The organism is Ruegeria sp. R8_1 (assembly GCF_017743815.1).
GTDB lineage: Bacteria > Pseudomonadota > Alphaproteobacteria > Rhodobacterales > Rhodobacteraceae > Ruegeria > Ruegeria lacuscaerulensis_A.
In genome coordinates this window covers 617,909-640,255 of the sequence record NZ_JAGHRL010000001.1, presented here as the reverse complement: position 1 = coordinate 640,255, position 22,347 = coordinate 617,909, and the positions used below count along the sequence as shown (strand labels likewise).

23 protein-coding genes are annotated in these 22,347 nt (G+C 59.5%); 10 read left to right on the top strand and 13 right to left on the bottom strand.

The annotated features are described in order from the left end of the window. Positions 1–147 precede the first annotated feature (147 nt). Positions 148–1,551: a DEAD/DEAH box helicase gene (locus tag J7380_RS03235; RefSeq protein ID WP_209194455.1), complete on the top strand. Its 1,404-nt coding sequence runs from the start codon at positions 148–150 to the stop codon at positions 1,549–1,551. Here the strand turns inward: J7380_RS03235 and J7380_RS03230 are convergent. Genes J7380_RS03230 through J7380_RS03220 form a run of 3 tightly spaced genes read right to left on the bottom strand, consistent with a single transcriptional unit; the run spans position 1,548 to position 3,546 of the window. Further along, positions 1,548–2,450: a DMT family transporter gene (locus tag J7380_RS03230; RefSeq protein WP_209194454.1), complete on the bottom strand. Its 903-nt coding sequence runs from the start codon at positions 2,448–2,450 to the stop codon at positions 1,548–1,550. The genes J7380_RS03235 and J7380_RS03230 overlap by 4 nt on opposite strands. Before the next feature lie 21 nt (positions 2,451–2,471). Next, positions 2,472–3,350, bottom strand: a complete 879-nt coding sequence (locus tag J7380_RS03225; protein WP_209194453.1) for a fatty acid desaturase — start codon at positions 3,348–3,350, stop codon at positions 2,472–2,474. Beyond that, positions 3,343–3,546, bottom strand: a complete 204-nt coding sequence (locus tag J7380_RS03220; protein WP_209194452.1) for a DUF2061 domain-containing protein — start codon at positions 3,544–3,546, stop codon at positions 3,343–3,345. The genes J7380_RS03225 and J7380_RS03220 overlap by 8 nt, the downstream gene beginning before the upstream one ends. 106 nt (positions 3,547–3,652) lie before the next feature. Here J7380_RS03220 and J7380_RS03215 point away from each other — a divergent pair, with 106 nt between their 5' ends. Further along, positions 3,653–4,513, top strand: coding sequence for a helix-turn-helix transcriptional regulator (locus tag J7380_RS03215; protein WP_209194451.1), 861 nt, complete (start codon positions 3,653–3,655; stop codon positions 4,511–4,513). Positions 4,514–4,584: 71 nt separating this feature from the next. Continuing rightward, positions 4,585–4,767: a hypothetical protein gene (locus J7380_RS03210; RefSeq protein ID WP_209194450.1), complete on the top strand. Its 183-nt coding sequence runs from the start codon at positions 4,585–4,587 to the stop codon at positions 4,765–4,767. Here the strand turns inward: J7380_RS03210 and J7380_RS03205 are convergent. The 3 genes from J7380_RS03205 to J7380_RS03195 form a co-directional block, all read right to left on the bottom strand. Then, complete coding sequence (locus J7380_RS03205; RefSeq protein WP_209194449.1) at positions 4,764–5,525, bottom strand: SDR family oxidoreductase; 762 nt, start codon at positions 5,523–5,525, stop codon at positions 4,764–4,766. The two genes, J7380_RS03210 and J7380_RS03205, sit on opposite strands and share 4 nt — an antisense overlap. Continuing rightward, a complete protein-coding gene (locus tag J7380_RS03200) occupies positions 5,522–7,003 on the bottom strand; it encodes a carnitine 3-dehydrogenase (RefSeq protein ID WP_209194448.1) in 1,482 nt (493 codons plus the stop codon). The genes J7380_RS03205 and J7380_RS03200 overlap by 4 nt, the downstream gene beginning before the upstream one ends. An 84-nt stretch (positions 7,004–7,087) precedes the next feature. Next, positions 7,088–8,002, bottom strand: a complete 915-nt coding sequence (locus tag J7380_RS03195; RefSeq protein ID WP_209194447.1) for a 3-keto-5-aminohexanoate cleavage protein — start codon at positions 8,000–8,002, stop codon at positions 7,088–7,090. Between the two features lie 131 nt (positions 8,003–8,133). Between J7380_RS03195 and J7380_RS03190 the strand changes: the two genes are divergently transcribed. Further along, entirely contained in the window at positions 8,134–9,120 is a 987-nt protein-coding gene (locus tag J7380_RS03190; RefSeq protein ID WP_209194446.1) for a GlxA family transcriptional regulator, read from the top strand. Positions 9,121–9,213: 93 nt separating this feature from the next. Here J7380_RS03190 and J7380_RS03185 read toward each other — a convergent pair whose 3' ends face one another. Genes J7380_RS03185 through J7380_RS03175 form a run of 3 tightly spaced genes read right to left on the bottom strand, consistent with a single transcriptional unit; the run spans position 9,214 to position 12,222 of the window. Beyond that, positions 9,214–10,260 carry an aldo/keto reductase gene (locus J7380_RS03185; protein ID WP_209194445.1) on the bottom strand — a complete coding sequence of 349 codons (1,047 nt, stop codon included), beginning with the start codon at positions 10,258–10,260 and terminating at the stop codon, positions 9,214–9,216. 32 nt (positions 10,261–10,292) lie between these two features. Next, positions 10,293–10,751: a DNA polymerase III subunit chi gene (locus J7380_RS03180; protein ID WP_209194444.1), complete on the bottom strand. Its 459-nt coding sequence runs from the start codon at positions 10,749–10,751 to the stop codon at positions 10,293–10,295. Between the two features lie 4 nt (positions 10,752–10,755). Further along, positions 10,756–12,222, bottom strand: coding sequence for a leucyl aminopeptidase (locus J7380_RS03175; protein ID WP_209194443.1), 1,467 nt, complete (start codon positions 12,220–12,222; stop codon positions 10,756–10,758). Positions 12,223–12,462: 240 nt separating this feature from the next. Here J7380_RS03175 and lptG point away from each other — a divergent pair, with 240 nt between their 5' ends. The 5 genes from lptG (at position 12,463) to rsmA (ending at position 18,852) form a co-directional block, all read left to right on the top strand. Then, positions 12,463–13,563, top strand: coding sequence for an LPS export ABC transporter permease LptG (gene lptG, locus J7380_RS03170; protein ID WP_209194442.1), 1,101 nt, complete (start codon positions 12,463–12,465; stop codon positions 13,561–13,563). After that, on the top strand, positions 13,563–15,725 hold the full coding sequence (lptD, locus tag J7380_RS03165; protein ID WP_209194441.1) for an LPS assembly protein LptD: 2,163 nt from the start codon (positions 13,563–13,565) through the stop codon (positions 15,723–15,725). The genes lptG and lptD overlap by 1 nt, the downstream gene beginning before the upstream one ends. Then, positions 15,716–16,966, top strand: coding sequence for a peptidylprolyl isomerase (locus J7380_RS03160; protein WP_209194440.1), 1,251 nt, complete (start codon positions 15,716–15,718; stop codon positions 16,964–16,966). Before lptD ends, J7380_RS03160 begins: the two co-directional genes overlap by 10 nt. Continuing rightward, entirely contained in the window at positions 16,963–17,928 is a 966-nt protein-coding gene (pdxA, locus tag J7380_RS03155; protein WP_209194439.1) for a 4-hydroxythreonine-4-phosphate dehydrogenase PdxA, read from the top strand. Before J7380_RS03160 ends, pdxA begins: the two co-directional genes overlap by 4 nt. Positions 17,929–18,009: 81 nt before the next feature. Then, positions 18,010–18,852 (top strand): 16S rRNA (adenine(1518)-N(6)/adenine(1519)-N(6))-dimethyltransferase RsmA, encoded by an 843-nt coding sequence (gene rsmA / locus J7380_RS03150; RefSeq protein ID WP_209194438.1) that lies wholly within the window; start codon positions 18,010–18,012, stop codon positions 18,850–18,852. A gap of 56 nt (positions 18,853–18,908) precedes the next feature. On the opposite strand, the gene J7380_RS03145 is transcribed toward rsmA, so the two are convergent. The 3 genes from J7380_RS03145 to prfA all read right to left on the bottom strand — a co-directional run bounded on the left by J7380_RS03145 (position 18,909) and on the right by prfA (position 21,614). Continuing rightward, on the bottom strand, positions 18,909–19,478 hold the full coding sequence (locus J7380_RS03145) for a DUF4167 domain-containing protein (RefSeq protein ID WP_209194437.1): 570 nt from the start codon (positions 19,476–19,478) through the stop codon (positions 18,909–18,911). Between the two features lie 238 nt (positions 19,479–19,716). Then, positions 19,717–20,562, bottom strand: coding sequence for a peptide chain release factor N(5)-glutamine methyltransferase (prmC, locus tag J7380_RS03140; RefSeq protein WP_209194436.1), 846 nt, complete (start codon positions 20,560–20,562; stop codon positions 19,717–19,719). Further along, positions 20,559–21,614 (bottom strand): peptide chain release factor 1, encoded by a 1,056-nt coding sequence (gene prfA, locus J7380_RS03135; RefSeq protein WP_209194435.1) that lies wholly within the window; start codon positions 21,612–21,614, stop codon positions 20,559–20,561. Before prfA ends, prmC begins: the two co-directional genes overlap by 4 nt. A 63-nt stretch (positions 21,615–21,677) precedes the next feature. Here prfA and J7380_RS03130 point away from each other — a divergent pair, with 63 nt between their 5' ends. Further along, positions 21,678–21,965 carry a hypothetical protein gene (locus J7380_RS03130; protein ID WP_209194434.1) on the top strand — a complete coding sequence of 96 codons (288 nt, stop codon included), beginning with the start codon at positions 21,678–21,680 and terminating at the stop codon, positions 21,963–21,965. On the opposite strand, the gene J7380_RS03125 is transcribed toward J7380_RS03130, so the two are convergent. Then, positions 21,906–22,310 (bottom strand): DUF1499 domain-containing protein, encoded by a 405-nt coding sequence (locus tag J7380_RS03125; protein WP_209194433.1) that lies wholly within the window; start codon positions 22,308–22,310, stop codon positions 21,906–21,908. The two genes, J7380_RS03130 and J7380_RS03125, sit on opposite strands and share 60 nt — an antisense overlap. Positions 22,311–22,347 lie beyond the last annotated feature (37 nt).

Here is a 22,347-nt window from a genome sequence, read left to right as displayed (position 1 = left end):
GGTCTGAAATCCTCTTCATTTGACCCCGCCCTTCGTTTTTGTTATGTCCCGCTTCAGCCGAAATGCGCGGGATGCGCATGGCCATCCGGGCCCGGCACACATTCATACGCGCGGGCCAGGTCGAGTGTCCGCTTGAACCGGACATACATGACAAAGTTTAACGAACTGAACCTGAACCCGAAGGTCCTCAAAGCCATTGAGGAAGCCGGATATGAAACCCCCACCCCGATTCAGGCCGGAGCGATTCCACCTGCGCTTGAAGGCAAGGATGTGCTGGGCATCGCCCAGACAGGCACCGGCAAAACCGCCAGCTTCACCCTGCCGATGATCACCCTGCTGGCCCGTGGCCGCGCTCGTGCGCGGATGCCGCGCTCGCTGGTGCTGTGCCCGACGCGGGAACTGGCCGCGCAGGTGGCCGAGAACTTCGACACCTACACAAAGCACCTGAAACTGACCAAAGCGCTGTTGATCGGCGGAGTCAGCTTCAAGGAACAAGAGGCTTTGATTGATCGGGGCGTAGACGTTCTGATCGCCACACCGGGCCGTCTGCTGGACCATTTCGAACGCGGCAAGCTGCTGCTGACCGGCGTTCAGATCATGGTGGTGGACGAGGCCGACCGGATGCTGGATATGGGGTTCATCCCCGATATCGAGCGCATCTTCTCGCTGACGCCGTTCACGCGCCAGACGCTGTTCTTCTCGGCCACCATGGCGTCCGAGATTGAGCGCATCACCGACACTTTCCTGTCTGCCCCTGCCCGGATCGAGGTTGCCCGTCAGGCTACCGCATCCGAGACGATTGAACAGGGCGTGGTCATGTTTAAAGGCGGTCGCCGCGACCGCGAGGCTAGCGCCAAGCGCAAGGTTCTGCGCGCGCTGATCGACGCCGAGGGCGAAAAGTGCACAAACGCGATCATCTTCTGCAACCGCAAGACAGACGTGGATATCTGCGCCAAATCGCTGAAGAAATACGGCTATAACGCAGCTGCCATCCATGGCGATCTGGATCAGTCGCAGCGGATGAAAACGCTGGACGGGTTCCGCGACGGGTCGCTGCGCCTGCTGGTGGCCTCGGACGTGGCGGCACGGGGGTTGGATATCCCCTCGGTCAGCCATGTGTTCAACTTCGACGTCCCCGGCCATGCCGAGGATTACGTTCACCGCATCGGTCGCACCGGTCGCGCGGGGCGCGAGGGCAAGGCGATCACAATCTGCTCGGGCCGCGATGAAAAGGCGCTGGATGCGATTGAGAAGCTGATCCAGAAGGACATTCCCCGGCTCGACAATCCGGTCAAGGAAGAACCCAAGGACGAAAAGCCCAAGCGCGAAAGAAAGGCCAAGCCGACCGACGAGGCAAAGGTCGACAAAAAGCCCGAGCGCAAGAAGGACTCGGACCGCCGAAAGGACAAGGAACCGCGTGGCCGTGGTCGCCGCAATGATTCAGGTCCGGCGGTTGTTGGCATGGGCGATCACCTGCCCAGCTTCATCGCGCTGAGCTTCGACGAACGCCGCGCAGGCGTAACGGCGCTGGCCGAGGCGGACGCCTCTTAAATCGTTAGCACCAAGGCCAGGATTGAGGCCCCCAGCAATGCCATCCCGGCGATCTCGCGCCGGGTGATGGTTTCGCGGAAGAACAGGATCGAGGCAAACAGGCTGAGGATCAGTTCGACCTGCCCCAGCGCCTTCACATAAGCCGCATTCTGCAATGTGAAGGCGAAGAACCAGCAAAACGACCCGCTCAGGCTGGTGAGTCCGACGAAAATGCCGGTACGCCGCGTCTCCCACACCGCGCGCAGTTCGGCGCGGTCTCGCCACAGCAGCCACAGCCCCATGCTGACGAACTGGAATGTCACAACAACGGCCAGCGTCACCAGCGCGCGGAACCATGCGTCGATCTCGCCCAGCTGTAGTGATGCGCCCCGGTAGCTTACCGAGGAAACGGCGAACAGAACCCCCGACCCCAGCCCCAGCCGCGACGCGCGGTTGGTGAGGTGTTTCCACCACGCGCCGTCCCCTCCGGGGTTTTTCGACAGCAGCAAAACTGCGGTCAGGCCCATCAGAATGGCGACCAACGCTCCGGCTGAAATCTGATCACCTAGAACGAGGAAACCGACAATAGCAGTCTGGATGACCTCGGTTTTCTTGAAGGTAATCCCGACCGCGAAGTTGCGCTGCTTGAACAAGGCGACCACACAGATCGTTGCCAAGATCTGCGACGTGCCGCCAATCGCCGCGAACAGCCAGAACAGCGGCGGCATCGGAGGCAAAGTCAAATCGCTGAGCTTCAACGCAACACCCAACGCCAGAACGGCCAGTGGCATCGAATAGGCAAATCTGGCAAAGGTCGCACCTGCGGCGGACAATTTCACGCTGCTCAGTGATTTTTGCAGCATAAACCGCACGGTCTGAAACGAGGCGGCGGCGATAGTGACGGGTATCCAGAGGCTCATACCGCCCCTTGTGGCCGCAATTTACCCCTTTGGCCAGAGTGGATGGGGCACTGGGTCTTTGGCCCGCAGGAAATGGGCCCGAAACACCTGTGCGTAAGAGCGATAAACGTAGGCCTCGTTCCGCGCCAGATACGCGTCTTGCCCTGCGCGATACAAGGCGGGCAACCGGTACCACGGCGCCGCTGGATTCATGTGATGAACCACGTGCAGGTTGTTGTGAAGAAAGAGAAATGCCAAAGGCCCCCGATCTTCGATGATCACCGTACGGGCAGACGCCCGATCATGGGCGCGGTGCTCAAGAAAGGTTCGGATCTTCACCAAACCGAGCCCCAGATAGGCGGCCAAAACATAGGCCCAGATCGGCATAGGCGACAGCGACACAATCCACAGCACCACCAAAACACCGCATAGATGCAATGCCCAGGCAAGCAGGATATCTGGTTGCAAAATGCACCGTAACTCATTCCGAACGAACGCGAATTGACCAATAGCCGGACCCAGAACGATGCGCCCCAGCAACGTGTTGTTCACTGCCAACAAACGTTTCTGCCAACCGCGCAAACCTGCCCAGACCTTTGGGTCCAGATAGTTCGATTCCGGGTCATCATAGGGGTCGGTCAGCGTCGCGTCACGATGATGCGCCAGATGCTGGTCCCGGAACCGGCGATACGGAATAAACAGCGTCAACGGCAACGCCATCAACGCCTCATTCAAAGCCTTTTGCCGAAAGGGATGGCCGTGGATTGCTTCATGCGTCAACGAAGAATGCAATGCCGCCACGACGCCGGCCACTGGTACCGCAGCCCATAACGGTGGGTAAAACAGCACCGCCAACCACGCCCCATAGCACCCAAGGATCAGCGCAAGAGTGCCCCATTCAGGCCCTGTACGCTCAGACATTACGACCCCATGAGATACCTGCCCAAATACGTTCGTAAATCACGTAGAGCGTCAGGCCGATGGCCGTATTGACCAAAGCCAAGCCGCCCCCGATCGCGGCTGATCCGGTTGCGATAAACCCCACAAAACTCATCACGACAAGGCCCACCGCATTCCACAATACGGCCTTCACGACTGATCTGCGTCGTGTCTCCATTCCGTCACCCATATTTTTGTTATGGCTCAAGAATCACGGATCACGCAGGTGGTGAACATTCTGAATGTGATTAACAAAATTCATCATTTGTGATAAAATCAAACACATGTCAGAAAAAATCGACAAACGAGATCGAGCCGCACAGTTCCGCCTCCGCCTTGCCCGCGCGATGGAGGAGCGGCACGTTAGCCAAAGCGCTCTGGCGCGAAACATCGGCGTTGATCGCTCGACCGTGTCGCAACTGCTGACCGGCGATGGAGCTCGGTTGCCGAATGCGCATGTGGTTGGCGGCTGCGCGTCAGCGCTGGGGGTTTCGGCGGATTGGCTCCTGTCGCTCTCGGACCGACCCGAAAGCGCGGCCGAACTTTTGGCGGGTGCGTTAACCGTGACCGAGGCCGCCCGCGCATTGGTGGATGAGCGGATTTTCGAATGGCATCAAGAGGCGGCCGGATACAAAATCCGTTACGTTCCAGCGACTTTGCCGGATATGTTAAAGACCCGTGCCGTGCTGGAATGGGAGTATGCACCACATCTGGGGCGGACTGCAGATCAGGCCATTGGCGCATCTGAAGACCGGTTAACCTGGATGCGCCGGGCGCAATCGGACTACGAAATTGCCATGCCTTTGTTTGAAATCGAAAGCTTCGCAAGCGCATCCGGGTACTACCGAGGGCTAAATCTGCAAACACGTCAGGATCAGATCGACCACCTACTGGCGCTGTGCGACCAACTCTATCCCCGCCTGCGCATCTATCTGTTTGATGCAAAAAGGCTTTATTCGGCACCAGTCACGATCTTTGGCCCATTGCTCTGCGTGTTCTATGCGGGCAGCCACTATATGGCGTTCCGCGACCGCGACCGGATCGAAACGTTCACCCGGCATTTTGACACTCTGATCCGTGAAGCCGACGTCACCGCGCGGGATTTTCCCGGCCATCTGCGCGCATTACGTGACAGTATGCGTTGAACTCAATCCTGTGCTAACGTCACTGGGCGCGAACCCTTTCGCATTCCGATTATGAACGGAGGAGCACAGGAATGGACGCAATGCAAACCGCCCAATACGCACGGGCCTTATATTCCGCCCACGGAGACAGAGCCGAGGCTGAAGCCGCGCAGAAGATGCGCGAATGCGAGGCCGCCGGGAATATACAACAGGCGCAGGATTGGCAGGCGGTCCGCCAGACCATCCGCCAGATTCGTGGTCCCAATCAGGGCTAGATCTTGGGGTCGGGGTTGACGGTATGCCCGTCGACCGCGATCACCTGCCCAGAGACAAGCCGCGCCGCGTCTGACGCCAGAAACACGGCCATATCGGCAATGTCGCGCCCCTCGACAAACCGCCCCATCGAGGTGCCTGCGGCATAGCCGTCATACACCTGATCGCGGGTCATGCCTTTGGCATTGGCCTCGCGGGCCAGAACACCCTCCATCCGGGGGCCTTCAACCGCGCCGGGGCAGATCGTGTTGCAACGCACGCCGTGGGGGCCAAGCTCCATCGCAAGCGTTTTGGCCAGCCCGATGACACCCCATTTCGCCGCCGCATAGGGCGCGCGGTTCGGATAGCCGTATTGCCCGGCCGTAGACGAGGTGACGATGATCGCCCCACGGCCCTGACGCTTGAGGATCGGTGCGGCGTATTTCGCACACAGAAACGCGCCCTCAAGGTTGACCGCCAGACAGGCGCGCCAGTCTTCCAGCGCCACATCCTCGACCAACGCCGTTGGCCCGGCGATCCCGGCATTGGCGCACAGCGTATCCAGCCCGCCCCAGTGCGCCGCAATCTCGGCGAACAGGGCCGCAACCGAGGGTTCATCCGCAACATCCACCTGCGACCGGTTCCAATGGCTCGGGCACGCGGCCAACGCTTCTGGGTCCAGATCGGCCACCCAAACTTGCGCGCCTGCGGCGTCGAACGCCTCGGCCATGGCGCGACCGACGCCCGAGGCCCCGGCCGTGATCAGAACCCGCCCGCTCATGCAGGTTTGCGGATCGCCGCCCCCGCGCCCTCGGGATAAGGCAACCCGGCCTGCGCCTCGGCAATACGGGCCATGGCCGCCTCAATTTGTGGTGATGGGGCGCTGGGGCGGCGTGTCTCCAGACTGACATGCAGCAGAAAGCTTTCACCCGTGGCCAGCAGTTTGTCGCCTTCATACATGCTGTGGAAAACGTGCAGCTTCTTGCCCTGCCCCAACAGCATCTGCGTGCGCATCTGAATCTTTGCGCCTGCATGGACCTCATCCACATAGCGGATGTGGTTTTCAGCCGTGAAATAGCTGCCACCCGACGCGATATAGTCCGCATCACAACCGATGATCTCCATGAACCGATCCGTGGCGGCGGCGAAGGCTTCCAGATAACGCGCCTCGTTCATGTGGCCGTTGTAGTCCGTCCAATCCAGCGGCACCGCGCGCGACAAGGTCAGGATCGGTTGGCTCAGATCGGCCTCCTCCATCGTCGGCAGAGCACCGCGTTTCAGCAGCGCGTCATGCTGGTTCAGCACCGCCCCTGCCCCGTAATCTTGCGCCTTAAGCGCCCGCATCATCCCCACGAGGTTGTTGTCGCGAATGCGCTCCAGCTCGCGGATCGAATGCATCCCCGATTGCGCATCCGACTGATCGGCGATCATATCGACCAGTTCATCAGTGAACTCGGGCACGTCCATCAGCTTGGTCCAGGGCCATTTCAACGCTGGCCCGAACTGCGCCATAAAGTGCCGCATCCCGGCCTCGCCTCCGGCCACGCGGTAGGTCTCGAACAGGCCCATCTGCGCCCAGCGGATGCCGAACCCCATGCGGATCGCCTCATCCACCTCTTCGGTGGTGGCGATGCCGTCCTTGACCAGCCACAGCGCCTCGCGCCAGACGGCCTCAAGGAAACGGTCAGCGATATGCGCGTCGATCTCTTTCTTGATATGCAGGGGAAAGAAACCCACCGATTTCAGCAGCCCCTGCGCGCGCTCGACCAACTCGGACGGATTCTTGTCGGTCGGCACCAGTTCGATCAACGGTAGCAAATAAACCGGGTTAAACGGATGCGTCACCACGATCTGTTCGGGCCGCAGCGCGCCTTCCTGCAGTTCCGAGGGTTTGAACCCGCTGGTCGACGAGCCGATGATCGCGCCCGGATCACACGCCTCCTGCAACCCCTTGTAAACCTTCAGCTTCAGGTCCAACCGCTCGGGCACACTTTCCTGTATCCACTCCGCGCCCTGCACAGCCTCGGCCATATCTTCATGGAAACTCAGAGAACCCTCGGGTGGCAACGGAACATCACTCAGCCCCGGCAGCGACCGCCGCGCATTGTCCAGAACCTCCCCAATCTTGCGCTCCGCCTCAGGATCAGGGTCAAAAACCCGAACATCCCACCCGTTCAGTAAAAACCGCGCGGCCCAACCGCCGCCGATCACACCACCACCAATGATTGCCGCTGTTTTCACGTCGATCCGCCTCTTCATCTGGCTAAAAATATCCCGGGGTCGCCATATGTGGCGCCACTGGTTCAAGCCCAGATGGCGACGGGGCTGGCCCCCAATCCGCGCTTACGTCGCCACCGGCGCACGCTTGACCAAACCAAGCTTCTCACGCACCTCAGCAGGCCCAATGACCTTCGCGCCCATATTCTCGATGATCGTCCCTGCACGCTCGACCAACTGCCAGTTCTCGGCCAGAACACCCTTGTCCAGCCACAGATTGTCCTCAAGCCCCACGCGCACGTTGCCGCCCGCCAACACCGAGGCCGCCACGTAAGCCATCTGGTTTCGCCCCAGCGAAAACGCGCTGAACGTCCAGTCATCGGGCACATTGTTCACCATGGCCATGAACGTATTCAGATCATCCGGCGCGCCCCACGGCACGCCCATACACAGCTGAACCAGAGCGTTCGGCTCCAGAATTCCCTCTTTCACCAACTGTTTGGCGAACCACAGATGACCGGTGTCAAAAGCCTCAATCTCGGGCTTCACACCCATATCCGTCATCATCTGCCCCATCGCCCGCAGCGCGCCGGGGGTGTTGGTCATGACATAGTCGGCTTCGGCAAAATTCATGGTGCCGCAATCCAGCGTACAGATCTCGGGCAGGCACTCCGCGATATGCGCCACGCGCTCTGACGCACCGATCATGTCGGTGCCCTCGGCCACCGGAAACGGGCTCTCGACGCCACCGAACACGATATCCCCGCCCATCCCGGCGGTCAGGTTCAGCACGACATCGACATCCGCGTCGCGAATCCGGTCTGTCACCTCGCGATACAGGTCCAGCCGACGGCTGGGCGCACCCGTCTCGGGGTCGCGCACATGGCAATGCACCACAGCCGCCCCGGCCTTAGCCGCCGCAATCGCGCTGTCGGCAATCTGTTGCGGCGAGCGCGGCACATGCGGGCTGCGATCCTGCGTCCCGCCCGAGCCGGTCACGGCACAGGTGATAAAGACCTCGCGGTTCATTTCTAAAGGCATGGCGTTCTCCCCAACTTATACCCGGTTTTGCCCTGAGTTTTCCCCAGACTTCTCCCCGGCAATCGATTTGCGTTGCCTGCGACTCTGACGCAGCCTTGGGGAAACACTTGCCAGAATGCGAATCGAACTTGATGAAATCCGCAAAAAACATACTGCAACCCGAACATCGCGCCCTGAAAACGGCGGTGCTGGTGCTGGATGACTGCAACACGCTCAGCTTTGCATCCGCTGTAGACCCCATGCGCGCAGCCAATCGTCTGGCCGATCGCCCCGCCTTTGATTGGGACTATGTCACCGCTACGGCCCAGCCCGCGATGCTGACCAGCGCCCTTACCGTGCCGGGCATCCCTCTGGCCCGCCTGCAAGGCTGCGACCTGATGATTGTGGTTGCCGGGTTCCAACTGGCACGCCACGCCACCCCCAGCCTGCTGGCTGGGCTACGCCGGATCGCAAACACCGGCGCCACAATGGCCGGCATCGACGGAGGCCCCTGGCTACTGGCCGAAGCGGGCCTTCTGGACGGCCACGCCGCAACAACCCATTGGGAAGACCTGGATAATTTTGCAGCCCGTTTCCCCGAGGTCGACGTGCGCCCCGACCGCTTCACCGTCTCGCAAAACCGCCTCACCTCAGGCGGCGCAATCCCAGCGGTCGAAATGATGCTGCATATCATAGCCGCGCGCCACGGCGCAGGCTTTGCCGCGCGCGTGTCTGGCCTGTTCCTCTATGACGGCGCCCCCGACCCCGCCAAACCGCAAAGCCGCACCGGCGCGCCGCACCGTCACACGACCCTTACGGCCAAGGCAAACAGCCTGATGCAATCCGCGCTGGATGACCCGCTGCCGCTGGCCAATATCGCCGAGACACTAGGCACCAGCCCCCGCACCCTACAGCAACAATTCCGCCTGCGCCTGAACACCACACCGCAGGACCACTACCTGCAACTGCGCCTGGCCGAGGCCCGCCGCCTGGTCACCGACACTGATATGTCACTGATGGATGTGGCGCTGGCCACGGGCTTTGCGTCGCAATCCAGCTTTGCCCGCGCCTTTCGCACCGCCCACGGCCTGTCGGCCCGCGATCTCAGGCAAGAGCGCGCGCACCCCACCCATCACTGACCGGATCCCCCTTCATCTGGCTAAAAATATCTCGGGGGAGTCGCCCGGAACGGGCGGCGTGGGCAGAGCCCCCCATCCACCTCCGGAAAGACTTTAGAACGGCATGGGATGTGCCCGATGCGCATCGCCAATCTCGCGCATCACCTCTTTGGAAAGTTTCAGCTCTTTCCCGTCAAGAATATGGGCAAGTTGCTCGACTGTTGTCGCTCCGAATATGGCCGTCATCACAAATGGGCGCGTACGGCACCAAGCCAATGCCATATGCACCGGGTCCAATCCATGTCTCTCGGCGATGTCCAGATAGGCATTCACCGCCGTGAAAACCCGATCACGGTGGCGACCGCCCATATCGGGCACGAAGGACATGCGCGAGCCCTCGGGAACTGCGCCCTCTTGATACTTGCCCGTCAGGAACCCTGCCGCCAGAGGCGAAAACGCCATCAATCCAACGTCTTCATGCGCGCTCAATTCGGCCATGTCAGTGTCGAAATGCCGACACAGCAATGAATACTCGTTCTGAACCGATGCCACCCGCGGCCCGCCGCCTGCCTCGGCCAGACGCAGCCACTGCGCGGTGCCCCATGCACTTTCGTTCGACAGACCAAAAGCACGAATATTGCCCTTATCAACTTGCGCCTGCAGCGCCTCGAGGCATTCCGACATATTGTCCAGCACATCGGCCGTGTTCTTGCCGGACGGAGCGTAATTCCAGTTCTGGCGGAACATATAGCTGCCCCGGTTCGGCCAGTGGAACTGGTAGAGGTCGATGTAATCGGTCTGCAATCGTCGCAGAGAATTCTCGATGGCTTCAGGGATCGTCTGACCGGTGATCGGCGCGCCGTTTCGGACATGGACCATGCCGGCGCCCGAATGCTTGGTCGCCAGAACATAACTCTCACGACGCGCAGCATTGGCTGCGTTCCAGTTGCCAAGGTATTCTTCGGTGCGTCCGATGGTTTCCTTGGCGATGGGGTTGACCGGATACATTTCGGCCGCATCGACAAAATTGATCCCAGCATCCAGCGCCATATCCATCTGGCGATGAGCGTCCGTCTCGGATGTCTGCGATCCAAAAGTCATTGTTCCGAGGCACAGGTCGGTCACCATAACGCCTGTTCGGCCCAAGGGCTTCATTTCCATGTATCGATCTCCTGAAAACTAGCGCACAAGGCTTAAGCCTCGGCTTTCTTTTCCCAACGGCCCGCTTCCTCGGACCAGTATTGCGCTGAACACCCTGCGCCGGTCAGGGCCTTCCACTGCCCGCGCGCATGCTGAACCGCCTGTTCGTCATTGCCGTCGAACAGGATACAGACCCGTTCCATAGCGTTCACTTCGTCCGGCCCTACCTGCGCACCGTCCACCGCCATTACGCAGGCCGGGTTATTGGACACATCCGGTCCGGTCGTCAGCAAAATGGGCTGCGCCGCATCGTGCGGCCCACCGGCAAGCCCATGCGGCAGGAACCCGTCATCCGGCCCCAGCCACAGTTTTTCATCCAGCCAGTCCATCCGTGCGGGATCTGTTCCCCGCACGACAATCTTCCACCCGGCCTGCCGGGCCTTCTCCAGCAAAACCGGCAGCGTGTATTCCAGCGGCTGCCGGGTCAGGTGGTAGAAATAGACGGCACCCATCCGATTACTCGAAATTGTCCTGCACAAAACGGCTCAACGCGCGCACGCCCCAGCCAGTTGCACCTTTCGGAGCATAGGACGTCTCGGACGCCACCGAGGCAACACCGGCAATATCCAGGTGAATCCACGGCGTTTCCTCTTTCACGAAACGCTGCAGGAACTGCGCAGCGGTGATCGAGCCCGCAGGCCGCCCACCTACGTTCTTCATATCAGCGATGCGAGACTTCAACTGCTTGTCATATGCCGCGCCCAAGGGCATCCGCCACGCGCCTTCGTCCTCGGCTTTGGCCGATTTCAGGAAGGCCTCGCAGAAGGTGTCATTGTTCGAGAAGACGCCCGCATTCTCATGCCCCAGACCAATGATGATCGCTCCAGTCAGGGTCGCCAGATCAACCATGCCCACAGGGCTGAACCGCTCCTGCGCGTACCACATCACGTCGCACAGAACCAAACGACCCTCGGCATCGGTGTTGATGATCTCGACCGTGTCTCCCTTCATCGACTTGACCACATCGCCGGGGCGCGTGGCATTGCCCGAGGGCATATTCTCGACCAGCCCCACCAGCCCGACCACATTGGCCTTGGCCTTGCGCTTGGCCAGCGCGCGCATGGTGCCCGCAACAACTCCTGCGCCGCCCATATCCATGGTCATGTCTTCCATGCCACCCGCAGGCTTCAACGAAATCCCACCGGTATCGAACACAACGCCCTTGCCCACCAGTGCCAGCGGGGCATCGCCCTTGTCGCCACCGTTCCATTGCATCACCACAACCTTCGACGGACTGACCGAGCCCTGACCGACGCTCAGCAATGTGCGCATTCCCAGCTCTTCCAGCTTGTCTTCTTCCAGAACCTCAACCTCGAGGCCCAGATCCTTCATCTCGGCCAAGCGGTCAGCGAATTCTGTTGTCGTCAGGATATTGGCGGGCTCATTCGTCAGATCACGCGTCATACGCACGCCGTCGGCAATAGCATAGAGCGGCGCAAAGGCGGCTTCGACCTCGTCAGATTTCTGATGCGCAATAGTGACCGTCGCGGCTGGATCAGAGTCTTTAGTCTTGTGCGCGTCGAACTCATAACTGCGCAGGGCGATCCCCATGGCCAGATCCTCGGAGCGGGTCTGGTTGGCCGCCATCACCAGCAGCGCCTTGCCACCGGCCAGTTTCGCAAGCGCGACACCAGCCTTGCGGGCCTCGGCCACATCCGGGCGGCGCGCCAGAACCAGAATATCCAGCGCCTCGGCCGCCATGCCACCGGGCCATGCCAACGAGATCACCTCGCCCGACTTCACCTTTTCGAACTGTTCGCTTTCGACCAGCCGCGCGACAGCACCGCGGGTCAGGCGATTGGCCCGACGCGCGGCAGGACCCATCTTGCCGTCGTCAGAAACGATGATCGCGACTCGGCCCTCGGCTTGCGCCATAATGTCCACGTCAAAAGTCTGAAACTGGATCGGGATTAGACTGCTCATTGGGAACTCCTGAAAATCTGTGACCCAAGACCTAGCCCGCCCCGATCAACTTGACCAGATAGCAGTTTTCCCCGCACTTCAATTGCAGTACAGTCCAGAAAAAATTCCGGCAGGTTCGGGGGAGAACAAAGTGGCAAGACAGGGCAGGCATATGCCGTCGCGGCAAGGCGCGAACGGTTGTGATTCTGACCTGAGGGCTAGTTGTTTTTTCGCGTTAGCAGGAATGGCGAGGGTTCTGCCGTGATCCTCGACCGATACTTTGCCCGCCGCTTCTTGCAGAACTTTCTGGTGATCGGCGGCATTTTCCTGACGTTGCTGATTCTAATCGACCTGATCGAACAGGTGCGCCGGTTCGACGACGAAAATCTTTCATTCGGACGCTTGCTGCATCTGACCTTGCTGAACACACCAGCTGCGATCAGCGAAATGCTGCCCTTGCTGGTTATCCTTGCAACGATCGCGCTGTTCGTTGGGCTGGCGCGCAGTTCTGAACTGGTCGTTACCCGCGCGATTGGTCGCTCAGGCATACGGTCTTTATTAGCGCCGGTCGCATTGGCCCTATTGATCGGAGCAATGGCCGTAGCTCTGCTGAACCCGATCTCTGCGGCGACGTCCGAGGAATACAATCGCCTGTCCGACTCTTACCGCAACAACGGCACGTCAGCGTTTTCGATCAGCAGCGAGGGCTTGTGGCTACGCCAAGGATCGCAGAACGGTCAGTCCGTAATTCACGCCAAAGGTACGTCCAACGGTGAAACACTGAAGCTAAATAACGTGACGATCATCACTTTCTCACAGGAAGGAACCCCGACTCAGCAGGTCTCGGCCGATAGTGCCGAACTGAGGCCGGGCAAATGGGTATTGGACAATGCCAAGGTCTGGTCCTTCGCGGAAGACACAAACCCCGAGAGCAACTCGGTCGTTCACGAACAGCTCGAGGTTCCGACGTCGCTTACACGGCAGCGCATTCTCGACACGCTGGGGCAGCAGGGATCGGTTTCGGTTTATGATCTGCCCGAGCTGATCCGGGATCTGCGCGAGGCCGGGTTTTCAACCAAGCAATATGAAGTTTGGTTGCAAGTGCAACTGGCGCGGCCCTTCTTTCTGGTTTCGATGGTTCTTATCGGCGCGGCCTTCACCATGCGCCATGTAAGATTCGGCGGCACGGGAATTGCGGTTCTGTCTGCAGTTCTTCTGGGATTCGCGATTTATTTCGTGCGCAATTTTGCCCAAATATTAGGGGAAAACGGTCAATTGCCTATTATCGTCGCGGCCTGGGCTCCGCCTTTCGCTGCCATACTGTTGTCGCTTGGTCTCTTGCTTCACGCGGAGGACGGCTGATGCGGTTGCTTCCCAGCCTTCTGTTGTCGGCGGCCATCGCGATCACCTTGCCCGCGACGATCTACGCACAATCCCCAACAGGTGTGAACGCACCTACGGAAGCCACACAGGAAGAGCAGCCAGCCCTGCTGGTTGCGGACAGGATTTTCATCACGCCCGAACGTGTTCTGGTCGCCGATGGCAATGTCGAGGCATTTCAGGGCGATGCAAAAATTACCGCTGAACGGGTCACATATGACCGTGACACCGGGCAACTCACCCTGGACGGCCCCGTGCGCATTGATCAGGGCGGCTCTACCACGATTCTGGCGGATTCGGCTGAACTGGACGACGGTATTCAAAACGGCTTGCTGATCGGTGCGCGGATGGTGTTTGACCAACAGGTCCAAGTCGCATCGGTTCAGGCAACGCGCGCAGGTGGCAGATACACACAGTTCAGCAAGGTATCGGCCACGTCATGTCATGTTTGTTCTGATGGCAGACCGCCTTTGTGGCAAATCAGGGCCCGTAAGGTCACCCACGATCAGCTTGAACGACAACTGTATTTCGAGGGCGCACAATTCCGAATTCTGGACCTGCCGGTCTTCTATTTCCCTTATTTGCGTCTGCCTGACCCCACTCTGGACCGGGCGACTGGTTTCCTGGTGCCTTCGATTCGCACAACGTCGCAGTTGGGCACGGGGGTTCAGGTTCCATATTTCTTCAAGCTGGGAGACCACAAAGACCTGACATTGACGCCCTATCTGTCCTCAAAAACTCGGACGCTGGGGTATCGGTATCGTCAGGCGTTCAAGCGTGGCCGACTCCGCTTGTTGGGCGCACATACCCGTGACGATCTTCAGCCCGGAGAGGATCGCGGCTACTTCTTCGCAGATGGCTTTTTCAATCTGAATGACGGCTATCGGTTCACGTTCGATATTAAAACCACGTCCGATGACGCCTACCTGGCCGATTATGGCCTGCCCGATTTCGACCGCCTGCGCAGCGAAGTTGCGCTAGAGCGGATCAAACGCGACACCGCCTTCCGCACCAGCTTTATCCATTACAAAACCTTGCGCGACAGCGAAGATCAGGACGAAATTCCATCTCGTGTATTCGATCTGTACTATCAGAAACGCCACTTTCCGACGTCGATCGGCGGCGAAACACGGCTGAGTTTCATTACACACGCCCATGAACGCACAAGTGACGAGGATGTCGTTGGTCGCGATGTGGCCCGAGCAACCTTTGACGCGGAATGGCTGCGCAGTTGGATCTTCAACTCGGGTCTGCGTGCGGACGCACGGTTCGGGGCCTCGATTGACACGTTCAACATCCGCCACGACAGCAATTTCCCTGATCAAGAAACCCGCACCACCCCCCGGGCGGCGTTGACCCTGCGCTATCCCATGGCACGGCGCGAGCAATCCGGGGCTACGCAGGTGCTGGAGCCAATTGCTCAGATCGGTTGGACGCAAGTCTCGACCAATGATGTGCCAATCGACGAAAGTACGTTTCAGGAATTCGATCAGGGCAACTTGCTGTCGCTGTCCCGTTTTCCAGCCCCGGATCGACGCGAAGATGGGGCAACCGGCGTCATTGGTGTCAACTGGGCGCGCTACGGAGCGAACGGACGCCGGGCTTTGGCCACAGTCGGGCAAGTGTTTCGCGCAGATCCCGACCCAGAGTTCAATCTGACATCGGGACTGCAGGGAACATCGTCGGATCTGCTGCTTGCAGGTCAATTGCAAACCGCAAATGGGTGGTCACTTGCAGGCCGCGGCTTGCTGAACGGAGATTTCAGCTTTGCCAAGGCCGAAATGCGCGCGGCCTGGCAGCAAGAAACCGTTGGGTTGTCGGGCAGCTATATCTGGCAGGAGCCAGACCCAGACGAGAACGTGGACGATGAAATATCCGAAATTCGATTGGATGGGCGCTATAGGGTCGACCAGAACTGGCTAACCCAAGCCGCCGCCCGTTACGATCTGAGCGAGTCCGAACCCATTCGGTATGGCTTGGGTGTTACGTACCAGAATGAGTGCGTGCAGGTTAACATGACCGTCAGCAGACGTTTTACTTCGTCATCTAGTATTGAGCCTTCCACTGAATTCGGCTTTACGGTAGCCCTGACGGGATACTCCGTTGAAGGTGGTGGCCAAGAGTTCAAGAGAAGATGCAGTTGATTTCAGGTTTCTCCAATCTCATCCGATCCGCTGTGATCAGGCCAATCGCCTATGTTGCGGTCGTATCGTTGTGTCTGAGCGTGTCGCCGGGCCTGGCCCAGAGCCTGTTTTCCCCAGCCATCAAGGTCAATCAGGATATCGTCACATGGTACGAACTTGAGCAGCGCCAGCAGTTTTTGACCGTTCTTGGTGCGCCCGGAGCGTCAGACGCCGAGGTGCGCCAAGCCCTGATCGACGATCGTCTGCGCAAACAAGCCATGAGCGCGGCTGGAATATCTGCCAGCCCCGAGGCCGTTCAACTGGGCATTGACGAATTTGCTGCCCGCGGTCGCTTGTCGACGGATGAGTTCCTTCAGCTTCTGTCCGAGGCAGGTGTTTCGCGCGAGACCGTCCGCGATTTTGTGGCCGACCAACTGTCGTGGCGCGACTTTATCAGCGCGAGATTCCTGTCGCAGGCGCGCCCATCAGAAGACGAGGTCAACCGCGCTCTTGGTCAATCGGGCAGTGGCGGGCTGCAAGTTCTGCTGTCCGAAGTCATTATCCCCGTAAATCAGCAAACGGTTGCACAGGTCGAATTGTTGGCTGAAGAGATCGCACTTCTGGAAGGATTCGATGCGTTCTCGGCAGCTGCGACGCAGTATTCTGCGGCAGGTACCCGGACCAACGGGGGGCAGTTGGACTGGCTGAACCTGACCGACCTGCCACCCGCCCTGCAACCGGTGATCATCGGTCTGAAGAATGGCGAAATAACGCAACCCATTTCTTTGCCAAACGCAGTCGCTCTGTTTCAGCTTCGGGGCCTGCGCGAAGTTGCGTCGGGTACTCCGACCTATTCAAAAATCGACTACGCGATCTACAACCTTCCCGGTGGCCGCAGCGCGGAAACACTGGCCCGTGCTGCCGATCTGCGCGAAGAGATCGATACTTGCGATGATCTCTATGGCCTTGCAAAAGACCAACCCGAAAACGTTCTGCAACGGATTGAAGCCAGCCCGTCGGAAATCCCTCGCGATGTCGCACTCGAATTGTCGAAGCTGGACTTGAACGAGGTCTCGACGGCGCTGACCGGCAACAATGGTCAGACGCTGAAATTCCTGATGCTGTGCACACGTACTCTGGACCGGGGCGAGGAAACTTCGCGCGCGGATGTCGCCAATGCTCTGACCCAGCAACGTCTGACTGCCTTTGCCGAAAGCCTACTCGAGCAATTGCGTGCGGACGCAACGATCATCGAGCAATGATAGCCCCAATCGCGCTGAGTTGTGGCGATCCCGCAGGCATAGGCCCAGAGATCGCCGCAAAAGCCTGGGCCGAGCTACGCGGAACGTGCCCCCTTGTCTACATTGGAGATGCCAACCATCTTCCTACCGGTACGCCCATTCAGAGGATCACAGATTTTTCTGAGGCGACCGCGATCTGCGCGACGGCCTTGCCTGTGCTGCACCTTGATTTTCCGTCTGCCAACACACCAGGCCAACCCGTTGCGGCCAACGCGCCCAGCGTCGTCGACGCGATCGAACTCGGCGTTTCTATGGTTCAGTCCGGTCGAGCCTCAGCGCTTTGTACGGCACCGATCCATAAAAAGGCCCTGATGGAAGGCGCGGACTTTGCTTACCCCGGACATACCGAGTTTCTTGCAGCCCTCGCAGGACAGCAACGCGTCGTTATGATGCTGGCCAGTGAGCAACTTAGAGTGGTGCCTGCCACGATCCACATCCCGCTGTCTCGCGTTCCTGCCGCTCTGACACCAGATCTTTTGCGCGAAACGATCGAGATCACAGCCCAAGGTCTGCGTGCACAATTCGGCATTAGAAAACCTCGCATCAGTGTGGCTGGTCTGAATCCACATGCAGGCGAAGGCGGTAAAATGGGACATGAGGAGCTTGACTGGATCGCGCCGCTGATCCAGGCCTTGCCGCAAGATGACTACACGGTCACCGGCCCGCATCCTGCCGACACGATGTTTCACGCAGCGGCCCGCGCCAGGTACGACGCGGCAGTTGCGATGTATCACGATCAGGCGCTTATCCCGATAAAGACCCTCGATTTCGACCGGGGCGTGAATGTCACGCTGGGATTGCCGTTCATACGCACCTCGCCGGATCACGGCACGGCGCTGGATATTGCCGGAAAAGGCATTGCCAACCCATCCAGCATGATCGAAGCCCTTAAACTGGCCCAACGCATGGCAAAAAGCGCTTGATCCTTCACCTGGCTAAAAATATCCCCGCCAGAGGCAAAAAAACTGGCGCTTTACCTCAGCCCGCGCCACGGTAATCGGATCATGAGCGCAATCGACACACTCCCCCCCCTGCGCGAGGTCATCGCCGCGCACCAGCTTTCGGCCCGCAAGTCGTTGGGGCAGAACTTCCTGCTGGATCTCAACCTGACGGCAAAAATCGCGCGGCAGGCCGGTGATCTCAGTGCCTGTGACGTTCTCGAAATCGGCCCCGGCCCCGGCGGTTTGACCCGTGGGCTTTTATCAGAGGGCGCGCGCAAGGTTGTGGCAGTCGAAAAAGACACGCGCTGTATCGCAGCTTTGAACGAGATTGCTGCCGCCTACCCCGAACGCCTGGAAATCATCAACGGTGATGCGCTGGAAATCGACCCCATGGCGCATCTCAGCCCGCCGATTCGAGTTGCAGCCAACTTGCCGTATAACGTCGGTACCGAACTGCTGGTCCGCTGGCTGACACCTCCGCAGTGGCCGCCATTCTGGCAAAGCCTGACTCTGATGTTTCAGCGCGAAGTGGCCGAGCGTATTGTTGCCCAACCCGGCAGCAAGGCATATGGCCGACTGGCCATCCTGGCGCAATGGCGGGCAGATGCGCGTATCGCCATGTCTTTACCGCCCGGGGCTTTCACCCCGCCGCCGAAAGTTTCAAGCGCCGTTGTCCACCTGACCGCCTTGTCCGAACCTCGGCATCCCGCGGATGCCGCAACCCTGTCGCGTGTCGTCGCCGCCGCATTCAACCAACGCCGCAAGATGCTGCGCGCTTCGTTGAAAGGGGTCGCTTCCGATATCGAAGACCGCCTATTGGCCGCCGGTATTCAACCAACCGAGCGGGCTGAACAAATCCCGCTAGAAGCCTTCTGCGCATTGGCGCGCCAAATCCGCGCGGGCTGAAAACAAAAAAGCCCCAGTCGCTTGACCAGGGCTTTCCATTCTATATCCAACGCAGCTTACTCGGCCGCCTCAGGTGCATCACCTTTGTTGGCGGTGGCCTCTTCAGCGGCAGGTGCTGGTTTAGGCTTGCGCGCACGCGGTTTGCGAGCAGGCTTTTCTTTCTTTTCCGAAACATCAGCCCCCTTGGCCTCGGGCGTTTCCACCAAACCGGATTCCGGGGTCGCTTCGGCGTTGAAATCCATGACGTCTGGTTGCGGTGCTTCGGCTGGATCTGCCTGACGGGCCGCTTCACGTTCCTGACGCTCTGCGCGTTCTCGGTCGCGTTCGGCCTGCCGTTCGCGGTTTTGGCGCTCCTGCTCTTCCCGACGCGCTTCCATTTCACGCTGCGCTTCGCTCAGCAAACGCAGGTAATGCTCGGCGTGTTGCTGAAAGTTCTCAGCAGCCACACGGTCGTTGGACAGCTGCGCGTCGCGGGCAAGCTGGTTGTACTTGTCAATGATCTGCTGGGGCGTGCCGCGCACTTTGCCTTCCGGCCCCGAGCTGTCAAAGACCCGGTTTACAACGTTGCCGCCAGAAGGACGATTGCGGTTATTCTTGGCCCGCGAGCGGGATTTGGAAGATCTCATCTACTTTCGTCAGCCTTGTCATTCACTGTCGATCACGTCGCATCTTGCATTGCTCAAAGGCTTTAGCCGGAACGCGATGTCGACTTTTTTGGGCTTGGCGTCAGGGGTGCGCTGCAATAGCGTCAACCTCTCCGACTAATCTTGAGTAAACATGTCCTGCGCGTTCAGACAAGGGCTTTATCCCAAAATTCGCAGCTTTTTTACATCAATCGGCGCTTTTCAGCCTCAGTACGTGCCGTCACCCAGGCATTCTGGCCAAGACAACACGGTCACGGCCATCCAGATCAGGAATAATCCGAGTCTCTGCCAGCCCAGCCGCCTGAAATAGCGCGGCAACCGCGTGACCCTGCGTCGGGCCGATTTCCACCAGCACCCGACCGCCGGGGACCAGATAATCCGGGACATCGGCAGCAATGCGACGATAGGCTCCTAACCCGTCCCCTTCATCCGTCAGCGCCATGCGCGGCTCGTGCTCGCGGACTTCGGGTGACAAATCATTCATCTCTGTCAGCGAAATATAGGGCGGATTCGAGACGATAAGGTCAAATTGCCCCTCTATGCTCTCAAACCAATCTGATTGCTGTATCTCGGCTCGGGTTTGGACCTGATGTTGAACCGCATTGGCGCTCGCCTGCAGGCAGGCGGCCTCGCTTAGATCAACTCCAACACCCGAAGCACTTTCGCGTTCGGCCAACAGTGTGATCAGGATACAGCCCGAACCCGTTCCAAGATCCAACAGATGATCAAACGGTGCGCTCAACGCGGCCTCGATCAGAATCTCGGTTTCAGGGCGCGGATCCAGAACATCACGACTTACGCGAAACCTGCGGCCATAAAACTCACGTTCGCCCAGCAGATGCGACACGGGAACGCGAATGGCGCGCAACGAAATAAGCTGATCATAGCGTTCGGCGATCTCGTGCGACAGTTCTTCCGGCGCAATCAGGGTGACCCGGCTGGCTTCGATTCGGGCAGCGTGTGCCAGCAGGACGCGCGCATCGCGTGCCGGATCATCGACCCCTGCAGCCCGCAGGCGAGACGTGGCTGCCACCATCGCCTGAGCCGCTGTTTGCAGACCGTTCATAGGGCCATCTCGGCCAGCAGGCGCGCCTGATCATCGGCGGTCAGCGCGTCGATCACCTCATCCAGATCGCCCTGCATCACCTGATCCAACTTATACAGGGTCAGGTTGATGCGGTGATCGGTCATACGGCCCTGCGGGAAATTATACGTCCTGATCCGCTCGGAGCGGTCCCCGGACCCCACCTGACTGGCCCGGTCAGCCGAGCGTTCACTGTCGATTCTCTGCCTTTCCAGGTCATAGAGGCGCGTTTTCAGAACCTGCATCGCAATCTCTCGGTTGCGGTGCTGCGATTTCTCGGAGCTGGTCACAACCAGCCCTGTCGGCAAGTGAGTGATCCGCACCGCCGAGTCGGTGGTGTTCACGTGCTGTCCCCCCGCGCCCGAGCTGCGCATCGTGTCGATCCGAATGTCGTTCGCGTCGATCTGAATATCGACATCTTCGGCCTCGGGCAAAACGGCCACGGTGGCTGCCGAGGTATGGATACGCCCCCCGCTTTCGGTTTCGGGCACGCGCTGCACCCGGTGCACGCCGGATTCGTACTTCATCCGGGCAAAGACATTCTCGCCCTTGATATGGGCCACCACCTCTTTGATGCCACCCAGATCCGAGGCCTGTTCTTCGATGATCTCGAACCGCCAGCCGCGCGCCTCGGCGTAACGCTGATACATGCGCAACAGATCGCCCGCGAATAAAGCGGCTTCATCCCCACCAGTGCCGGGGCGGATTTCCAACATCGCTGGGCGCGCGTCTGCAGCATCCTTAGGCAAAAGCGCCAGTTGCAGCGCGTGTTCGGCCTGTGGGATACGGGCTTGAAGATCGGGGATTTCCTCTTCAGCCAGCTCCTTCATGTCGGGATCAGCCAGCATCGCCTGAGCCTCTGTCAGATCGGCGCGCAGCTGCCTCCACGCCATGATCTGGTCGACCACAGGCTTGAGGTCGGAATATTCTTTGGCCAGAGCCGCAATATCCCCGCCCGAGGCACCATCGGACATGGCCGCTTCGAGATACTGGAATCGCTGGGTTATCTGCTCAAGGCGTTCTTCGGGGATCATCCCGGCGGTGTCCCCTAATCTGCGGCTTTGGTCAAGGGCCGAGCTTGTGCTAAGCTACCCCTCATGAAGGGGTTGGTTTTGATTTTATCGCTGTTTGCGGTACCTGCCATGGCGGACTACGTCGGGCCGGACGGCAAGGTACGCGATTGTTATTGCACGGACAAATCAGGCGCGCGCGTGGATCTGGGCCAGATGATCTGCCTGCAAGTGGACGGCCGCATGTTCATGGCGCAATGCCAGATGTCCCTGAACGTCCCGATGTGGCGCGAGGTCTCGGAAGGGTGTTTGTCCTCAGAGCTGGAGCGCGGCAAGCCACCCATCAACACGGTCTCGGTTTACCCCAAAATCTGAACGCCCAAAGCGCAGACGGGCATGGATGCGCAGAACGTCGCCATCCTGCTGAACCGTGGTGTAGTCGGGAAAGCCGATTACTTGGGTACGGGTGACATAGGTGATCATTCCATCTTCGACAGATCCGACAAGAACGGTGGTGCGCGGTGTGGCTTGTGCTATCACGTCCAGTTTTGCGAGGCCGTCTGGCCCAGTTTCGACCACGCGGATGACCCCACCCTGCATGTCCTCATCCGTAGTACCAGCAACCGCCACATGCCAGCGCGCAGGGTCCGAGGGCGCAAGTCGGATGTAAAATCCAAGTGCGATCACCGCCCCCACGATCAGCCAAAGAACCATCTTCATAATTTATCCCTTTGCTTTGAGGGCAAACTACCGGTAC